Origin of the sequence: Faecalicatena orotica, assembly GCF_905197545.1 — a bacterium.
GTDB lineage: Bacteria > Bacillota > Clostridia > Lachnospirales > Lachnospiraceae > Faecalicatena_A > Faecalicatena_A orotica.
This window is the reverse complement of the sequence record NZ_CAJJZH010000005.1, coordinates 37,712-56,916: the sequence shown is the minus strand read 5'-3', so window position 1 is coordinate 56,916 and position 19,205 is coordinate 37,712. Positions and strand designations below refer to the sequence as shown.

Here is a 19,205-nt window from a genome sequence, read left to right as displayed (position 1 = left end):
TTTATTGATCCTCCGTTTCCAAAAAATCGGTTTCCTGCATCTTCCAGCCCTGCTCTTCCCCTGCATCATACAGCCAAATACTCTTTACTTCATTTGGCTGAAACTGAATCGAAAATGAGAGGTTTTGTTTTGGAAGAATAAGCTGTGTCTGAACAGAACTTCCATAAAGTTCCTGCATTCTCATCACAAATCCATTCTTCGATTCCGCTTTTTTAAAAGCCGTAATGGAGATATTCTCACTGGTAATCTCCGCGTAGCTCCCACTCATTGGCAGCTTCCCCCTGTGCCATGTCTCCACAAGTGGCCTGAGTGGAGAGTTCAGCTCTTCCGCCTCCTGAATGATGCCGCTTGTTTCGAACGCTCCTTTATACGGTATAAGAATATATTGGAATTCGTGCCACCCCTGATCCATATAGTGTCTCCTCTCCTCACAGGGCAGCTCTTCCGGCTCATGGTGTGCATAAACTGCCGAGCGTACGGCCGTCATAGAAAATGACTGATGTTCTGCACTGAAACTGTACTGGCTGTCATTGACCAGACCCAACCCATAAGGGAATCCCCTATCTTTATCAACCCCTGCATAATCCAGCCATCTCTGGGCACATACTTCACTGCCGTTGACTGCCCTTTCCGCTCTTCCATACGGTATTTCGTAAGTACAGCGGTTAAAAATGGTGTCGGGCCGGAAGCAGAGTTTCAGGACTTTTCCCTTTTCCTGCCATAAAAGTCTGGCCGAAACCCTTATGTTTCTACTTCCATAGTAAAGATAGAATTCCTGAATCATCACAGAAGATCCACAGACACTCGTCACACGCACCCCCTGTCTCACAGAATTGGCCTCAGTCAGTTCCGTCTTTACTTTTGAAAATTCCCCGCAGACCTCATTGAACCGGTATACATTGTGAGCCCATGTATCACTGCCGGCATCTTCCATAACTCTCGGGATTCCTAAACCGGTATGGCTTACAGACACTTCGTTTTCCTTGTCATACAGGGCATCTATTCCCGGACACCCGTCTTTTTTAAACGTCAGTTCCAGATACTCGTTTTCGATCCTGATACTGTCCTCAATTTTCTTAACCTCGTCCCACTTCCTCGGCGTATTTTCCCTGTATACCCGGTAAACACAGTATCCAAGCGACGGTACTGCTGCCTGAAACACAATTCTTGTCCTTCTGCCAGCCAGTGATTCTTCGGGAATCACCGCAAATGGAACACTCCTGCCATCACTGTCTAGTACAGATGTTACATTGTCCGTCCCCTGAAACTCTACTTCCACCGGCTGGCATGCCCGACGCGAATGAGAGTGAAACAGTACTACCGGAAGCATTCCCTCTTCCTTTTCAATATCAATATTCCACGCAACAGACTGAAGCGCATGGTTCATATTCTCATGACCAATTGTCAGTGCAAATCCATAAGTGTCCCTGACATGCTCATAAGCCGGCGCAATACAGGTTCCTGCCAGAATGTCATGAAACTGATTGAACAGTACTCTTTTCCATGCCTCATTAAAGTTATCCGGGTAGGCGTATAACTGCTCCAGATCAGAAATACAACAGAATACCTCCGACTGGATCAGGCAGTTCTCCGACTTTCTGTTATACTGCTTTACCATCCTGCATGCGCTGTAGCAGCCAGGAGAATGGTACTGTAGTTCCTCTGTGACCTCAGGATATCCGGTCCGGGTGTCCAGTGCCGCAAAATACTCCTCTACCGTGCCGCAGGAAATGCCCATTCCTTCCTCACTGCGCATTGTACGGATACACTCCAGATTTGCCCGTGTAGGACCTCCTCCGTGATTTCCCACACCGTAGAAGCACATGTTTTGATCCAACGGTTCCCTGACTGCGTCCATACACCTTTTAATATGCTCCTTAAGCGTGTTCTCCCAGCTTAGGTATTCATACGGAAGACGAAAGGTGCGGACCTTCGATCCGTCCGGTGCATACCAGTCAAAAGTCTCCTTTGGCAGTGGCTTTTCCCCCGGCATTGGGCGCATAAAGACATAATTCTTCATTCGCCCTCCCCGCAGCAGCATAGGCAGCGTCCCCGCATGTCCGAAGCTGTCGGGGCAGAAACCGGTCTCTGCAATTGTGCCGAACTTCTCCATATAATACCGCTGCGCGATCAATGCCTGACGTGCAAATGACTCTCCGCAGGGAATGTTGCAGTCCGGCTCTATCCACCACCCGCCCACGATATTCCACCTGCCCTGTTCTATCCGTCTTTTTATTTCCCTGAACATTTCCGGATCATTTTCCTCCACAAATTCATAGAATGCCGCAGAGCTGCAGGTGAATACAAATTCATCATATTCATCCATCCGGTCCAGAGCCGAACGAAATGTAGCTTTCACTTCCTGCATCCCTTCCTGCCACTCCCACAGCCACACCGGGTCCAGATGTCCGTGACCGATCATGATCAATTTTTTTCCCATATCATATTCCTCTTTTAAAAGTAACCTTGAATGTCTTGATTTCATATGGTGCCACCTCAACGGTAAAACTGCTGCCATTCACTTCGACAGGCATAAGCTCTTCCTCCATCAGGCTGCACTCCCATACAGATGCCGGCTCTCTGTCAAAACAGAAGGCAGCCTTCCCTCTGTACTGCATACATTCATAAGCACGGATGATCCATGCCTCTTCGTCCTCTGCCTTCTTCACCGTTTCTATCACAATATTGTGGCTGTCTGACCGGACAAAGGAAAACTGCTCCGGAAGATACTCCTGCCCTTGGTCCGCCGTTCTCCAGTGCATCGGATAGTTCAGTTCGAAGGCACTTCTGTGGCTTTGGGCCTCTTTCCAGGAACCCCCGTGAGGCAGTAATGCATAAGTAAAAATATGCTCTCCCAGATCCGCGTTCCGGTCCGGATAAGAAGAAGTCTTAACCAGTGTCAGGCGCATCTTCCTGCCCTTAATGTCGTAACCGTATTTGCAGTCATTCATCAGCGTGACACCGTAATTTCCTTCCGACAGGTCGGCCCACTTATGTGCACACACCTCAAACTGTGCATAATCCCAGCTTGTATTCGAGTGCGTATTCCGAGCGACATTGCCAAACTGGATATCGTAAACCGCCTGTGTGGAGCGTATATCCACATCAAACGAAGTCTTCAGGAGAGAATGTCTTTCCTGCCAGTCACACCACGTGTCAAACCGTATTTCCCTGCTGTTCTGGTATACCGTAATTCTCTGGCGGATCATGGATTTTCCGAATTCATATGTAAGCTCAAGAACCATTTTCAGGGGCCCGTTCTCTATCACCCCGGCATCTCTTAGTTTTGTGATGCTCTTATATTTCTGATAAGCATAAATCTCGGTATTCCAGGCTTCAAACTGGTGCGGTTTATCTTCGAATACACATAGTTCATTTCCGAGCCCGCCGTCTGCCAGCACCTCCCTTTTGTATTCTTTATCGTAAATCCGTATGATCTGCCCTGACGGGTTAAACTCGATTTTATAATACGGGGTTTCCAGTGCCCCGTCCCATTTAAAGGGCTTATCTTCCTGCTGCGTCCCGCCGTCTGCCCAGTAAAAGCTTTTAAAGCCACAGGAAGGGATCTGTCCGGCCAGATACTCACCGTATCTCTTTCCGCCCCTCATCGTGTACTGAACCGGCACTTCTTTTCCGCCGTCCATCAGGACCTTATTTTCAGGCACATCTGCGATTTCGATCAGGCCATTCCGTTCCCAGGGCAGTGAATTAAAGACTATGACTTTGTCCCCTGACAGCCGGGCAGATCCTGCGATATCATCCAGGGCCCGGGTTAATAAGCGGTTTCCGTCGTCATGGATCTCTTTGTACAAATCCCTGGCATCCCTGTAGACTTCTGCAATACTGGAGCCGGGTATGATGTCATGGAACTGATTTGTGCAGATTTTTTTCCAGTTCTTTTCAAGGTCTTCTGACGGGTAGGAATGGCTTTCTTTCAGGACATCCCTAACAGAAGAAAACAATTCAATGTCATGATATAAAACCTCTGCTTTTCTGTTTTCCCGTTTTATAAATGCCTGTGAAGTATAAGTGCCCCTGTGGTATTCGAAATACAGTTCTCCATCCCATACAGGTACTTCCTTCTTGTCCAGGTTTTTTTCCAGATCTTCCGCGAATGCTTCAATATGTTTCATTTTCACTTCTGGCAGCCCCGGCAGGTCATGCATGACTTCATATGCCTCCAGCATTTCTCTCGTGGGACCTCCGCCCCCGTCTCCCCATCCGAACGGTATCAGTACTTCCTGATTAATATCTTTCTGCTGGTATTTGTCCCATGTTCCTTTTACTTCCCACGGGGCAATTACCCCGTTATAGGTGCTCCCCCATGTCACACCTTTTTCCGGGCAGGTCCCAAGCTGTGTCAGCAGCTCTGTGCCGTCAAGGCCTCTCCACATGAACGTATCATAGGGGATTCTGTTATACTGATTCCAGCTCATCTTATTCGTCCAAAACAGACGGATGCCGCTTTTTTTCAGAATCTGCGGCAGCACCCATGAATAGCCGAACACATCCGGCAGCCACAGTACGGTCGTGTCTTTCCCGAATTCTTTTTTTATATACCGCTTGCCAAGCAGGAGCTGCCGCACTAAAGACTCTCCGCCCGGGATATTTGTATCCGGTTCCACCCACATACCACCGGTTATTTCCCATCTGCCTTCCCTGATTTTTTCGCGGATTCTCCCGAACAGCCCGGGATATTTTTCACGAACCATCTCATAAAGCAGCGGTGAACTCTGGGAAAACTTATATTCCGGATACTGATCCATGAGATGCAGCACCGTTGAAAAACTTCTGGCGCCTTTATCTGTCGTATGGCAGAGCCTCCACAGCCAGGCCATGTCTATATGCGTATGCCCGCAGACGGCAACAACAGGTTTTCCACTCTGGTGCATCTTCATTTTTTCCAGATTTTCTGTGAGGAACTGATAGGCCGTATGAATACTCTGCTCATATTCAGCACTGCCTTTGCTTAGGTAGTCCACGTGCAGAAAACTGCTGTCCAGAATTTTTATCAGATCAACTCTCCTGTAATCTTCTGCATCCAGTTCCTGAATTGTTTCCAGCAGGATTTTGGACAGGTAATAATATTTTTCTGTTGTTTCCCGGACCTGTTCCAGCCAGATCCCCTGAAAATGGCGCTTCTGCCCAGTTTCATTCATTCCCGACCATACACGCAGCGCAATAGGAATTTCCTCACGATTACTCCATTCTGTGCCCAGCCGCATTCTGGAATGCCAGTTATCAAACGCACAGCTTTCTGTTCCGTCCAGATACAGAAGCGCTTCGGCCTTGATTTCCATTGTTTCCTTCGGTCCTGCCTCCACTCTCAAATCAAGGCACCGGCCCCTTAAATACAGCGGAATCTTCACCGTCCCCCTGATCCAGATGACACTGTCGTGTCCGTTCCATTCCTGGCCGCTGTTCAGGACCCTCCACCCGGAATCGTCATACCCCGGTTCACGGAATTTCAGATCATCCTCTTCTGTATAGCTTAAGGAGGTGATTTGTTCTGATTCCGCATGTATATCATCCTCTAACTCCTGTATACGGTGTTTCAGTTTCTCCAATATGTATGCGTCCATGTATGACCTCCACTTTGTTCTTTACATATTAAAATAGTCAAATCTGATTTCCGGCCGCGTTGACTCGCACTTCAGATCGTGATTCAAAAATCCAGATTCAAATTTAGGTGAATACTGTATCTTTATTTCTGCCGCTTCACCCGGAAACAGCGTAATATAACTCCTGTCGCACAGCAGGTTAAATTCTTCACTGCAATACGGATAAATATGCAGAAGCGGGACACATCCTGTGTTCTTAAGCTGCGCTTTGATGATCCCGCCGCTGCTTTCGTTCATATTTACTGATAATTCTCCCTTTTCCATTGCAAGTGCCCCGGAATACGTTAGGGTGCTTCCACAGGAGAAGAAATATACGTTATCCGCTTTCTGTTCCCCCATCTCTATATGCAGCCTGACTGCAAACATTCCATCCAGTTCCTCCGGCAGGGAAAAGTCCAGTTCGAACGCTTTCTCTGTTTTTGAACAGCAGGCTGTGCCTTCCTGAACTTTCCGGAAAATCCGTTTTCCTGTCAGGTCGAGCACCTCGCATTCCAGATCGTAGTCCATCTGCGCCGCAGGAATTTCCTTCCCGACATATACACCGCCGGAAAAGCGCTCTCCTGGAAGGTAATCCAGTTTACGGTAGTCAAGAGATACCGCCAGATCCGCAAATGCTATTTTGCTCCAGTAATAGGCCATCTTAGGCTCCAGATAATAGTCTGCAAGACTAGTGCAAAATACATTCGGCCACGGCTCATTGATCTGCCAGATAATGCTTCCGCTATTATGGAACTTTCTTCTCCTGTTCGCCTCCAGAATAAACCTGAGGCCTTCCGCCTGCATCCACTGGCTGCACTTCACCATCTCTTCCATGTTTTTCCGGTCCCCGAAAATTTTCCGGTCCCTCTCAAAGGTGCACCACCACTCTCCGTGATGGCGATATACCATATTCACCGCGGCAGGCTCAAGCGTCTGGCACTCTTTTGACAGAAATCTGTCCAGACTCCTTACAGAACACATCCCCTCCGTACCAAATTCACTGTGAAACAGACTGTCTGTACCCGCGTACAGTTCATAATGTCCGGGATTACCCATGTAGTTCCAGTTTCCGTGAATGTCATGGCTTACATCTTTCTCTTTATTGATGAACTCGTTCGGCCCTGAAGCTGATGTGGGGAAGAAGATCCGCTGCCTGTCCATAGATTCCACGGTCTGCTTTAACATGGCGATGTTCTCATCCCCGTATCCTGCCGGTACATAGTTCTCATCTGTCAGCTCGTTTCCCCCGCTCCAGACTGTGAGCGAAGTATGGGACCTCAGCGCTCTCAGCGCGGACTCTGCTGTTTTCTTCAGAAGGTTCAGGAATTCCGGCCGTTTTGACGGGATATTATCCAGTCCGGAGCTTGATTGAATAAACTCCTGCCAGACCATGATGCCGTATTTGTCGCAGAGTTTATAAAATACTTCTTTCTCAATAAGTCCGCCACCCCATACACGTACCATGTTTACGTTCATGTTTTTCATCATCCTGACAAGATACTCATAGTGCTGCTCATTGACATTCCCGTAAATATGATCAAGTGGTGTCATATTTACCCCTTTTATATATACAGGCATGTGATTTATGCAAAACGTATACGGCAGCGCGCCCTTGGGACTGCCTTCATTTTCTCGATACGCAAGACTCCTGATACCCACTTCTGTTTCAAAGCTGTCTTGAATTACACCGCCTGTTTTCAATTCCAGCCTGATACGGTAAAGATCCTGCCTGCCAGATCCATTCGGATACCACAGCCTTGGATTTTCAACTTCAAACATACCCGAAACCTGTCCGCCTGACACAGGCAGTACCTGCTGCATCCTTCCGTCTTCGTTTTCCAGTGTGACGACAGCTTCACAGGAAACACCAGCCTTGTCCCTCTGTCTCACACCTGCCGAAAAATGTACATAGCCCTTATCCTGATAATCGGTATATATATAAGGCTGCTCCCACGACGCATCCTCTTCAAATCTGATATAGCAGTCATCCCATATCCCTAAATTAACCAGTCTCGTTGAAAAATCCCATTTATAGTTGAAGCGGCTTTTTTGTGTATATGTCTGTGACGTCATTCCGATCTGCCCCATTTCATCGGGCGCATGCATAAGCAGTACTTTCAGCTCGATGTCTCCGCCCAAAGCAGCCTCCTGTGTCATGTCGATCACAATCGGTTCGTACATGCCTTCGTGACGCCGCCGCTCTCTTCCATTTATATAAATAACCGCCTTATAATCAATTCCCTTAAAAACAAGTGTCTGATATTTTCCCCTGATAACCTCCTTAGGAATCACTGTCTGGTACAGCCACCATCTGTTCTCCACCCATTCACATTTCAGGCTTTCCATATCTCTATATGGATGGGAGATTATTCCGGCTTTGTACAAATCATAGTGGACTCCTCCCGGTACCTTTGCTTCTATCCAGTCCGTAATCCCCTGGAGTTCTTTTCCGGTCTCCATACTGCGGTCTTTGAGTGGAACCCACGGATAATATCCCTTCACTTTCCATTTACAGTCTGATAAGTTGTAGATCATTTTTTTCTCCTCATTATTCTTTTGTTAACCTTTTACTGCCCCTGCTGCCACACCTTCAATGATGTACTTCTGCAGCAGAAGATAGATAATGACCATCGGCAGAAGCATGAACACAATATCTGCACTCACAAGCGTCCATTTCAGCCCATATTCTGTCGTAAATGTATACATGCTCAGAGGCAAAGTCTTAATGCTTCCATCCGTAAACATCATCAATGGCAGGAAAAAATCGTTCCAGACACCTAGTCCGTTGATAATGGCTATCGTCGATATCTGTGCCTTTGTAAGTGGCAGCATAATCTGAAAATAGGTACGAAAGTGCCCTGCACCATCTATCTGCGCGGACTCGATTATCTCTTTTGATACGGACTGCATAAACTTCGTAAATATGAAGATGCAGGTTGCAAGCCCTGTGGCAATATAGATAATAACCAGACCGGTCCTTGTGTTTAGCAGGTGTACTTCTTTATAAATCAGAAATAACGGGAAGATGACAGTCTGAATAGAAAATACCATAGGGATCAAAAACAGCGAAGAAAATACTTTTGCATGTTTAAACTTCATACTGGTCAGGGCATAAGCAGCCAATGACCCGGCAAAGACCTGTCCCAGTACTGAACAGAGCGTAATCGTAAGGCTTGTAAACGTGACTTTCGGTATCTGGGCATCCTTCCATACCTTGATATAGTTTTCAAGATGGAGGGGAAATGTGGGCAGGAAGTTGGTCTTCATAAATTCCGGTTCCGTTTTAAACGATATCACCACTACAATCAGAATTGGCGCCAGCACCAGACAGGCTATGATACCCAGAATCAGGATCTTTAAAAATTTCTGTATTTTGCTGCTGTTCGTTATCATCAGACATCTACCTCCCTTTTACTTAAAAGCTTATTCTGTACAAAGGATACAAACAGAATCATAATGAACATTAAAAATGCCATAGCAGACCCAAGTCCTGCATTTTTCTGCCTGAAAAATGCATCTACACTCGCCATTGCGAATGTCTCGCTTGCATGTCCCGGTCCGCCGTTTGTCATAACGTACATCAGGTCAAAGGCTTTCAGCCCCCCCATTGTTGACAGGACCACATTAATCGTAATAGATGGTGCCACTAACGGCAGTGTAATCTTAAAAAACTGGTATACCTTACCTGCGCCGTCAATCGATGCAGCCTCATATAAGTGCGTCGGTATCGACTGCAGTCCTGCAAGATAAATCACCATATTGTAGCCGGTCCACTGCCATACATTGACCAGAACGATGGAATACATTACAATCTGTGGATCGGAAAGCCACTTGATATTTGCAAGAAACTGCCAGCCGAAGTGTTCCGCTATTAAACCGAGCGGTCCCATCACCGGGTTGAAGATCAAAGACCAGGCATATCCGACTGCAACCATAGAGACGACACACGGCAGAAAAAGTACTGTCCTAAAGAAATTTCTTCCTCTAAAGCTTTTGTTGAGCGCCACGGCCAGAAGCAGCGCCAGTATGCCCTGAATCACGACTGTAAGGATCGTAAATTCAAACGTATTCAAAAGCGGCTCCATCAGGTTTTTATCCGTAAATATTTTTATAAAGTTATTCAGCCCTATAAAGTCAAAACCGGGACTGATTCCGTTCCAGTCTGTGAAGCCCAGTACAAATGTGGCCAGCATCGGCCCTGCATAGACAAACACAAAAATTAATATTGCGGGCAGCATAAACAGATACGGGAGAAGTCTTTTCTCCTTCTTCTTGTTCTGGTACATAGTCATTCCTTCCTTTTAGAAAATGGATGAGAAATCACCCCTTATTTCATGATACCGGTCTGTGATTTCCCATCCACTATTTACAACAGCTTGTTATTTCCTGCCTGTAATCCGCAGGAATCGTATCATACTGTACTGGTTATTCTGCCGATCGGTCTCTGCAATCCGCCAGACTCTGTGCAAGTTCTTCCGGTGTAATAACGTCCAGGAACATTTCCTGCAGCAGTTTGTCTAATTCAGAGTTATCTTCCGCATTCTGGCTTGAATAGAAGAAGTCCACGCTCTTTTCCGTCAGGAACGGATTAAACAGATTCATGGCGGAATCGCCCTCTAATTCTACGCCTTCAACCGGACTGAATGATTTCATCTGATTCGCAGTAATGGATGCTCCTTCCTGTGTAGACATAAACTCCAGAAACTTATTTACTTCTTCCGGATGTTTTGTGCTTGAGACACCGGCATTGTATGAACCTACCGATACAGGTATAACGGTTTCGTCAGTACTCTCTACAGGTATCGGGAATACGCCCAGTTCAAAATCAAGATCCGCATCATCAAATACGGTAGCCTGCCACTCACCCTGGCAAAGCATCGGTATTTTCTCACCTACAAAAAGTGCCACTGCATCATCACCGGTAAAACTCATGGAATCCGGTGAAAGATACCCTGCATTATAAAAGTTATCTATCTTCTTAAATGCATCAACAAATACAGGATCTGTATAAGCAACTTCACCACGGTTTGCCTTCTCGAAAATTTCAGGGTCTTTCACAATAAGGTCATGCATATAGGTATAAATATCAAAGTTAATCGGCCAGCCATCCTTACATCCATTTGCCATGCTGTAGAATCCCTTTTCCTTGAAAGCTTCGCAGGCTTCCATGAACTCTTTGTAATTCTCCGGTACCTTTATATTATTTTCCTTGAACATATCCTTGTTATAATAAACACCAATCAGATTGATTGCATCTGCGATTCCATAGACCTTACCGTCTCTTGTGATCTTATCCAGCATTCCTTCTTTATAGTTATTCAAGTACTCATTACCGGTAATATCCATGAGATAACCGGCATCTATATAGTCCGCAATACCTTCAGGACGTACTGTCGTAACATCAATGTCCGTACCTGAGAGCATTCTTACCTGCTGCGCCTTTAAATATTCATCCAGATTTTTAACAATCTGATAATTCACTTTAATTCCCGGGTTCTGTTTCTCAAACTCTTCAATCAGCTTTTCAGGATGCCTGTCTGCCTGGGAACGGTATGTGAAATAATTAATTTCGACCACCTTGTCCGATCCTTTTCCTCCATCTTCTTCCTTTTTCTCCTTTGATTCTCCGCATCCTGCCAGTGTTGTAACTGCCAGAGCTGCTGATAACAGAACTGCCACTGCTCTTTTCATATCTTTTCCTCCTTCGGATATTTGTTATGTTTATATTATCATTTACGTTTTTCTTTTCCCATGTTTTCTTCCTGCCATATTTTTGTTGTTTTTCCTTAAAACGACTAATCACATCGTAACCATTCTTGTTTTACTTGTGTTTTTTTTGACACATGTTGTGTTTTTTATAGGATGATATTCCTGCACCTCCTTTTTGCTTACACGGTTTCTGATTTCTGTTATAATTCATAATATACCCCCTACACTTTATCCGGTCAGAAGATTGATCTGAATATCAGAAAGAGAAAGGATTCATTATGAAGCGCTTAAAAAACACATTCTCCGCAAAGTTAATATTGCTGCTTATATTTGTCATATTTATGCCTATGGCTATTCTGAGTACATTTATTTCCGTGAAACTATACCGTTTGGCTGTTCAGAATGACTCAACCATGAACCAGAGCAATCTAGAGTCCATGTCCAGTAATCTGAATGCTTACTTTAAGGGGTTTACGCATGTAACGGATTCTATTTTTATTTCTGAAACACTTCAGGACCTGCTTTCTCAAAGGCCTGAGACCCCTTATGAGCATCTGCGGGCCGACCGGCTATATGCCGCCACGATGGGAGATATCACGGTAAATACTTATGATATTGAGAATATTTATCTGATCGCCGACGACGGGACGGATTATTTTTACAATGGAAACCGTTACCTTTCTGATATTAAAAAGAAATGTGAAGAGCTTTCCGATATAAAATCATATGATTTCCCCCTCCTGACCGGTTTTTGCACAAACAGTTACCTGACTGGCAATGCACCTGTTTATATCGCAGTCATTATGCAGCCGCTTTTCAACCTGAATACCCGTGAATATCTTGGTATGGCCGTGGTCCAGTTCCATTCGAATATTTTTAATAAGCTTTTGGATTATAATACGGACACCACCATGATTACTGACGAAAAAAAGAAGATCATCTATAATTCTGCCGGCACTTATTTAAACCAGTCTTCAGACGCCTTGTTCCCTGACGGGCTGGCCGGACCGGTACAGTTTGAAAATATGACTGTACTCCCCAGTTCCATAACGCTTGAAAATGGATACAAGTTAATCCAGTTGAAGGATTACGATGCAGGCAACATTAAATTTTTTATGGAAACCGTACCTGTAATCTGGATTTTCTTCGCCTGTACCCTTGTCTTCATCCTGATCGCTATCTTACTGGCCAAAAGACTGACAGCTCCGATCAAGGTACTGCAGAATGCAATGGCGACGGCCTGGCCTGAGGGCCTTAACAGCTACGTGGACATACGGACAAATGACGAATTTGAGTACCTGGGGAAAAGTTACAATCACATGCTGGAGCAGCTTAATTTATTTATTGAGAAATCCTACAATCAGGAGATACAGCATTTAAATGCGGAATTTCGGGCCTTACAGTCCCAGATCAACCCACACTTTTTATATAACGCCCTCGAAAATATAAACAGTATGGCCCAGATCAGACATGAAGCGGAGATTTCCCGCATGGTATGCTGCCTTGCGGATATGTTCCGCTATACTACCCAGCAGACAGAAAAACTGATTCCGCTGAGGCAGGAAATACAGCATGTAAAAAATTACTACCAACTGCAGAGTATCAGTTGTGATAATAAAGTTTCTCTGCAGTACAGGATACCGGACAGGCTTCTGGATGTTCCTGTTCCGAAGCTGATCATCCAGCCGATTATAGAAAATTGTTTTAATCACGGGTTTGATAATTCTGATACGAATCTGGAAATCAGACTAAGTATAGAAGAAATTGACAGCACTCTGTTGATAAGGGCAGAGGACAACGGGAAAGGAATTCCGCCTGACACACTGGCTGAAATTCAGGAAAAACTGGAGCATTCCAGCGAATATTGCAGCCAGAGCTCTTCCATCGGGCTGATCAACATCAGCCAGCGGCTGAAGATGATCTATCAGCCGGGAAGCGGGGTGGAGATATCAAGCACGCTTCATAAAGGAACTGTTGTCCTTCTTAAACTAATAGAAAAGGAGCATTCAGATGTACAAAATTTTAATTGCTGAAGATACCTCCCTGATCCGCCGCGGCATCATCAGTATGATACACTGGGAACAGCACAACTGCGTTCTTGCCGGGGAAGCGGAAAATGGAAAAGATGCGATCAAGATGCTTAAGTCCCTTGATCCGGACATCCTTCTGCTCGATGTTAAAATGCCGCATCTTGACGGGATGAGGGTTCTTGACTATATTAAAGAACTTAAGATACAGGTGAAGGTAATTATGATTAGCGGATATAGTAATTTTGAGTATGTGAAGCATGCCCTTCAGTCCAATACGGTCGACTATATCCTGAAGCCGATCCATGAAGAGGAATTAAACCACGCTCTGGCCAGGGCAGTGGAACAGCTTGAACCGGATAGCCCGGGACAAAATGCCCGTGCCGGGCACTCCTGCAGACAGCATTTTATTTCACTGTTGGAGGAAAACATATACAGCACTTTTGGGGATATCCTAAGTTCAGCCGGACTTGCTGCCTCCGGCGGAGAGATGTTTTTCTGGGTTGCTTCTTTTAAAAACAAATATAATGATTATACTTCCTTCATAGACAGGATAAAAACGACCACAGAGGCTGATATTCATGTCCTGTTCCATGAACATGCTGACCGGCTGGATATGATCTTCTATTCTTCCTCTGAAGACAATTATGCTTTTTGCCAGGACATGTTACGGCGTATCTATACGGTATCCGACAGTCTGTTAAAGAATCTGCTCTATATCGGATTGAGTGATATCCATACTTCTGACTATATAGTCTCGAAGGCCTATTATGAGGCCCACAAAGCCTTGTGTAATAAAATGCTGCATCCTGAACAGTATCTTCTGGTTTATCAGGAATTCAATACAAAGAATTATAGTCTGGAGGATGTCTTTCAGGCGGAAAATGCACTGCTTGATTCACTGCTTGCCGGCAACCAAACGGGCGCCGTCCTTCACTGCCGGGGAATCATAGAAGAGCATTTACAGAATAGGATCGTCTCACTGGATGAATACTGTATGCTCCTTACAGAATTATACTGTACCCTTTTAAAAACAAATACAGATTATGTCGGCGAGCTACAACAGGAAATCAGCGCCCTGCATAACCTTGAAATTCTTCTCAATTACGATAACTGCAAGGCACTCAATGAGACACTTTATAAATACTGTGGGCTGATAACAGAAGAGGTAATCAGACGCAGAGTTGATATTGACACCGCCATATTAGAAATCAAACGTTATATAGAGCAGCATTTTGCAGAACAGATTACCCTCAAGGGTTTAGAAAACCTATTCCACCTTAATGGTTCTTATATAAGCGTCACATTTAAAAGAATAACCGGAATCGGCCTAAATAAATACATTCGGCAGCTACGTATGGATTATGCAGTAAAACTGCTCTCTGATACAGACTACAAAATGTCCGACGTCTGCGAAAAGTCCGGCTTTACAAACTACGTACACTTTTCGAAAGAATTCAAAAAATATACCGGCTACTCACCAAGCGACTACCGCAACAAAAGTTAATTGGGGACGTAGCCTTCCTTAAAAATACTACGTCCCCTGTTAATTTATTAACAATTTTGGCTGTCATGATATTGATATATTTTTCCTATTAAGATAAAGATCCCGCATTTGTGTTACTGAAAATGCAGGATCTTTGATTGTGATTTTCTGTTATTTTTAACGAATTTCTGCTCCTGATGGCATGTTTTTCTCAGGTGTCATTAATGCCAGGTTTCCCTCTGCATCTTCTGCACAAAGTAGCATTCCCTCTGACAATACCCCCGCAAGTTTGGCTGGTTTTAAGTTAACAAGTACCATGACTTTTTTGCCAATCATTTCTTCTGGAGAGTAATAGTTCTTAATTCCGGAAACGATTTGTTTTACCTGACTTCCGATTTTCACTTGGGAGCAAAGTAGTTTTTTGGATTTTTTTACTGCTTCACAGGCAATAATTTCGCCTACCTGAAACTGCATTGCACCGAACTCTTCGAATGTGATTTCCGGCTTTGTCTCGATGTCGATCACATTCTCATCCTCTGCACTTTCTGAAGTTTCCCCTGCCTGAGGGTGAAGTTCCTCGACTTTTTTCATTACTTCTTCCAGGTCCAGCCTCTGGAAGAGAATTTCCGGCTTGTCTGTTACATGGCCGTTATTGAGCTGAGCCAGAATTTTTTTGCTTGTGGATGGCATGAAGGATTCCAGAAGGACTGCACCTGCGGAAATGCTCTGGATCAGATTCCAGAGTACGGTCTCCAGCCTGTCTTTTTTCTCTTCATCTTTTGCAAGTACCCACGGCATTGTTTCGTCAATATATTTGTTGCAGCGTTTGAACAGATTGAATATTTCCGTGATCGCATCTGCAACCCGGAGGTCATCCATTTTGTCTTTAACGGTCTTTGGTGTGTTCTCAACTACAGCCTTTAAGTCTGCGTCGACTCCTTCTGCTGCGCCTTTGTCGGATACGACACCGCCGAAGTATTTATTTGTCATGGAAACAGTACGGTTTACTAGATTTCCGAGCGTATTTGCAAGGTCTGAGTTCAGACGCTCTACCATCAGCTCCCAGGAAATGACACCGTCATTTTCGAACGGCATTTCGTGGAGAACAAAGTAGCGCACGGCGTCAACACCAAAGAAATCAACCAGTTCATCGGCATAGAGCACATTTCCTTTGGACTTGCTCATCTTGCCATCACCCTGCAGCAGCCACGGATGCCCGAAAATCTGCTTTGGCAGAGGGAGGTCCAGAGCCATCAGGAAAATCGGCCAGTAAATCGTGTGGAAACGGATGATATCTTTTCCGATCAAATGCAGGTCCGCCGGCCAGTCCTTCTTAAACTGGTCCGTACACTCACCGTCACAGTCATATCCGATGCCCGTGATGTAGTTGGTAAGGGCGTCTAGCCACACATAGACAACATGCTTCGGATCAAAATCCACAGGAATTCCCCATTTAAAGGAAGTTCTGGACACACACAGATCCTGAAGTCCCGGAAGCAGGAAGTTATTCATCATCTCATTTTTACGTGATACCGGCTGAATAAATTCCGGATGTGTATTGATATGCTCGATCAGGCGGTCTGCATATTTGCTCATCTTAAAGAAGTAAGCCTCCTCTTTCGCAGGCTGAACTTCACGGCCACAGTCAGGACATTTCCCATCCACTAACTGAGACTCTGTAAAGAAAGACTCACACGGAGTACAGTACATGCCCTCATAATGCCCCTTGTAAATATCACCCTTGTCATATAACTTCTTGAAAATCTTCTGAACCTGTTTCTCATGATAATCGTCAGTCGTACGGATAAACTTATCATATGAAGTATCCATCAGGTCCCAGATTCTCTTGATATCACCGGCAACACCGTCAACAAATTCCTTTGGTGTAATTCCGGCCTCTTCTGCCTTTAACTCAATCTTCTGACCATGCTCATCTGTGCCAGTCTGGAAAAACACATCAAATCCCTGGCTTCGCTTGTATCTTGCAATTGCATCCGCAAGAACAATTTCGTATGTGTTTCCGATGTGCGGCTTGCCTGACGTATAGGCAATCGCGGTTGTAATATAATACTTGTCCATCCTAAAACCCTCCTTGGGGACGTAATCTTTTTAAGGTTTACTACGTCCCTAATTAACTTTTGTGGTGTACCAAAACGCTGAGAGCCCTGTACCTTTTTGAAGTTTTGTAAAATAAAATAGAGTTTCGCTTGCGAAACTCGCGCCTGCGGCGGTCGCATCGCGACATCTACCTTATACGCCGCAGTGCGCATCCCCCGGAGGGCTTTTTATTTCATAGGAGTACTTTCCTATGAAATAAAAAAACCGCCTTCTTTTGTTAAGAAGACGGAGTTATCCGTGTTACCACTTCTACTTTGCTCTCTCCTCACGGACAGAACCTCAGCAAGTGCCGTATGCATCTGTTAGATATGCCGTCAGCACTTCCTCGCTGTAAAGGGCGAACCCATCGCAGCCTTGCACAGGACAAATAGCCGGCCCTTCCGTTCATGATGGCCATGCATTCTTTCGTACTGTCCTCTGTTCGGTGCGCCGCTCGGAAGCCATGTTCGCCTGTGCTTCATTCATCCCTCTCAGCTAGGAACCCTGACCGGGTTTATGTGGGATTTCTCTGTAGAATGTCCTTCAGGTTACTCTCTTCGTCACTGCGTTTTCCAAGTGAATATTCTATTTGGTCTGTTAAAAAGCGTATCACAGCAAAATCGGAATGTCAAGGCAGTTCTTATGAAAGTCCGCAGGAAATCTGGCTGAATACCTGACTGGCCCCCCTGTCGTACGGAACCAAATCAATAGTTCAGTAAGTGTTAATGATTCCTTTACAAACTCTTAATTTCAACATCACAATTTTATCACAAATAAAGGTTATCTTATAATCATACAAAGCATAAATGCTTTTTAACATATATTTTCTTTTCATTCCTTTCTCCGCCGGAGCCAGATGCCCCGGCTTTTTTAATTCTGAATCAGAAACCCTTTCCTGATGAGCATTTCCTCAATCAAATCCAGTGTTTCTTCATTTTCTGCCTCTACTTTATGGTAGTGATAGTTGGACGTGATGTTCTTAAGCGGACTTGATTTTCCGCTTTTGATATCTTCCATGAACTCCATCACCTTCCGTCTGGAGTTGATATTTAAAACTGCCTCCATGTGTCCGTACACCCTGTGGTTGATCATAACATTCACGATCCTGCCGCCGAGGTCTACGATGGAACATAGTTCGTTTTCCAGTTCGTCATCCGTGTGCTGAACTTTGAATGTCCTGCTGGCGATATTCGGTGCGTTGAGTATATAACCGCGATTTGTAGAAATAATATCGTGACCGGATGCGCGGATCAATGCGATATCCTGTACGATAACCTGGCGGCTTACCTCGTAAGCCTGTGCCAGCGCCTTGCCGGAAACCGGTACAGCACTGTTTTTGATACGGCTGATTATATCACTTCTTCGTTCTGGGCCTGTCATCATCTGACGCTGTCACCTCCTGATTTTTTCTGCAAATTTGGTTCCCCTTGTTATACTGCATGCAGGTTCTTCAGTGAAATATCCAGTATTGGGGCTGAATGTGTCAGTGCCCCGCTGGACACGTAATCTACACCGAGAGATGTAATCCGGCTGATATTTTCCTTTGTCACATTCCCGGAGCATTCTGTCTCGGCCCTTCCGCCGATCACGCGGATTGCCTCCTGCATCTCTTCTGTCGTCATGTTGTCAAGCATGATAATGTCCGCGCCTGCTTCTACAGCTTCTTTTACCATATCCAGATTCTCTACTTCCACCTCAATTTTCCGTACAAACGGCGCATATTCTTTTGCCATCTGGACGGCCTTTGTTACGCTTCCTGCCGCACCGATATGATTATCCTTTAAAAGCACTCCGTCAGACAGGTTATATCTATGATTATATCCGCCCCCGACACGTACGGCATATTTTTCAAAAATGCGCATGTTCGGTGTTGTTTTCCTTGTATCCAGAAGCTTTGTTTTGCTTCCTTCCAGAAGTGCTGCAACAGAATGTGTATATGTAGCAATCCCGCTCATCCTCTGGAGATAATTCAGCGCAACTCTCTCCCCGGATAAAAGGACCCGGATATCTCCTGTCACTTTTCCCATCAGCTGTCCGTTTTTAACCTCATCACCATCCTGACAATTGAATTCCACTTCCACCTGTTCATCCAGAAGTTCAAAAACTCTTTTAAATACGTCGAGTCCCGCAATGATTCCATCCTGCTTGCAGATCAGTTCGACTTCGCCTTTCACGGCCTCTTTCATAACCGAATTTGTTGTAACATCCTCGCTTGATATATCTTCTTTCAAGGCTTCTAAGATTAAGTTGTCTGCCTGAAGTGTCATTGTAATCTTATTCATTTCT

Annotated in this window: 11 protein-coding genes; 2 read left to right on the top strand and 9 right to left on the bottom strand. The window is 45.1% G+C overall.

What is annotated here, in order from left to right; translation table 11 throughout:
* Nucleotide 1: 1 nt before the first annotated feature.
* From ABIN22_RS11920 to ABIN22_RS11895, 6 genes are all read right to left on the bottom strand, one after another.
* Nucleotides 2-2,440, bottom strand: coding sequence for an alpha-mannosidase (locus ABIN22_RS11920; RefSeq protein WP_346908873.1), 2,439 nt, complete (start codon nucleotides 2,438-2,440; stop codon nucleotides 2-4).
* Nucleotide 2,441: 1 nt separating this feature from the next.
* On the bottom strand, nucleotides 2,442-5,582 hold the full coding sequence (locus ABIN22_RS11915; RefSeq protein ID WP_346908871.1) for an alpha-mannosidase: 3,141 nt from the start codon (nucleotides 5,580-5,582) through the stop codon (nucleotides 2,442-2,444).
* Between the two features lie 21 nt (nucleotides 5,583-5,603).
* Nucleotides 5,604-8,135, bottom strand: coding sequence for a glycoside hydrolase family 2 protein (locus tag ABIN22_RS11910; RefSeq protein WP_346908869.1), 2,532 nt, complete (start codon nucleotides 8,133-8,135; stop codon nucleotides 5,604-5,606).
* Between the two features lie 24 nt (nucleotides 8,136-8,159).
* Nucleotides 8,160-8,993: a carbohydrate ABC transporter permease gene (locus ABIN22_RS11905; protein ID WP_346908867.1), complete on the bottom strand. Its 834-nt coding sequence runs from the start codon at nucleotides 8,991-8,993 to the stop codon at nucleotides 8,160-8,162.
* Nucleotides 8,993-9,886: a carbohydrate ABC transporter permease gene (locus tag ABIN22_RS11900; RefSeq protein ID WP_346908865.1), complete on the bottom strand. Its 894-nt coding sequence runs from the start codon at nucleotides 9,884-9,886 to the stop codon at nucleotides 8,993-8,995. The genes ABIN22_RS11905 and ABIN22_RS11900 overlap by 1 nt, the downstream gene beginning before the upstream one ends.
* 139 nt (nucleotides 9,887-10,025) lie before the next feature.
* Nucleotides 10,026-11,291 (bottom strand): ABC transporter substrate-binding protein, encoded by a 1,266-nt coding sequence (locus tag ABIN22_RS11895; RefSeq protein WP_346908863.1) that lies wholly within the window; start codon nucleotides 11,289-11,291, stop codon nucleotides 10,026-10,028.
* 365 nt (nucleotides 11,292-11,656) lie between these two features.
* Between ABIN22_RS11895 and ABIN22_RS11890 the strand changes: the two genes are divergently transcribed.
* Nucleotides 11,657-13,342 (top strand): cache domain-containing sensor histidine kinase, encoded by a 1,686-nt coding sequence (locus ABIN22_RS11890; RefSeq protein WP_346908861.1) that lies wholly within the window; start codon nucleotides 11,657-11,659, stop codon nucleotides 13,340-13,342.
* Nucleotides 13,320-14,843, top strand: coding sequence for a response regulator transcription factor (locus tag ABIN22_RS11885; protein WP_346908859.1), 1,524 nt, complete (start codon nucleotides 13,320-13,322; stop codon nucleotides 14,841-14,843). The genes ABIN22_RS11890 and ABIN22_RS11885 overlap by 23 nt, the downstream gene beginning before the upstream one ends.
* Nucleotides 14,844-14,999: 156 nt before the next feature.
* Here the strand turns inward: ABIN22_RS11885 and metG are convergent, their stop codons facing one another.
* From metG to nadC, 3 genes are all read right to left on the bottom strand, one after another.
* The gene (gene metG, locus ABIN22_RS11880; protein WP_346908857.1) at nucleotides 15,000-16,901 is read right to left on the bottom strand and encodes a methionine--tRNA ligase; all 1,902 of its coding nucleotides are present in this window, start codon (nucleotides 16,899-16,901) and stop codon (nucleotides 15,000-15,002) included.
* An 888-nt stretch (nucleotides 16,902-17,789) separates the two neighbouring features.
* A complete protein-coding gene (locus tag ABIN22_RS11875) occupies nucleotides 17,790-18,299 on the bottom strand; it encodes a transcription repressor NadR (RefSeq protein WP_109732899.1) in 510 nt (169 codons plus the stop codon).
* Nucleotides 18,300-18,349: 50 nt separating this feature from the next.
* Nucleotides 18,350-19,201 (bottom strand): carboxylating nicotinate-nucleotide diphosphorylase, encoded by an 852-nt coding sequence (nadC, locus tag ABIN22_RS11870; RefSeq protein ID WP_118621852.1) that lies wholly within the window; start codon nucleotides 19,199-19,201, stop codon nucleotides 18,350-18,352.
* Nucleotides 19,202-19,205: the final 4 nt, after the last annotated feature.

What these genes read in the sequence shown, in the direction of transcription:
- ABIN22_RS11920 (WP_346908873.1), bottom strand. Translation starts at nt 2,440, where the DNA reads ATGGGAAAAAAATTGATCATGATCGGTCACGGACATCTGGACCCGGTG.
- ABIN22_RS11915 (WP_346908871.1), bottom strand. Translation starts at nt 5,582, where the DNA reads ATGGACGCATACATATTGGAGAAACTGAAACACCGTATACAGGAGTTA.
- ABIN22_RS11910 (WP_346908869.1), bottom strand. Translation starts at nt 8,135, where the DNA reads ATGATCTACAACTTATCAGACTGTAAATGGAAAGTGAAGGGATATTAT.
- ABIN22_RS11905 (WP_346908867.1), bottom strand. Translation starts at nt 8,993, where the DNA reads ATGATAACGAACAGCAGCAAAATACAGAAATTTTTAAAGATCCTGATT.
- ABIN22_RS11900 (WP_346908865.1), bottom strand. Translation starts at nt 9,886, where the DNA reads ATGTACCAGAACAAGAAGAAGGAGAAAAGACTTCTCCCGTATCTGTTT.
- ABIN22_RS11895 (WP_346908863.1), bottom strand. Translation starts at nt 11,291, where the DNA reads ATGAAAAGAGCAGTGGCAGTTCTGTTATCAGCAGCTCTGGCAGTTACA.
- ABIN22_RS11890 (WP_346908861.1), top strand. Translation starts at nt 11,657, where the DNA reads ATGGCTATTCTGAGTACATTTATTTCCGTGAAACTATACCGTTTGGCT.
- ABIN22_RS11885 (WP_346908859.1), top strand. Translation starts at nt 13,320, where the DNA reads ATGTACAAAATTTTAATTGCTGAAGATACCTCCCTGATCCGCCGCGGC.
- metG (WP_346908857.1), bottom strand. Translation starts at nt 16,901, where the DNA reads ATGGACAAGTATTATATTACAACCGCGATTGCCTATACGTCAGGCAAG.
- ABIN22_RS11875 (WP_109732899.1), bottom strand. Translation starts at nt 18,299, where the DNA reads ATGACAGGCCCAGAACGAAGAAGTGATATAATCAGCCGTATCAAAAAC.
- nadC (WP_118621852.1), bottom strand. Translation starts at nt 19,201, where the DNA reads ATGAATAAGATTACAATGACACTTCAGGCAGACAACTTAATCTTAGAA.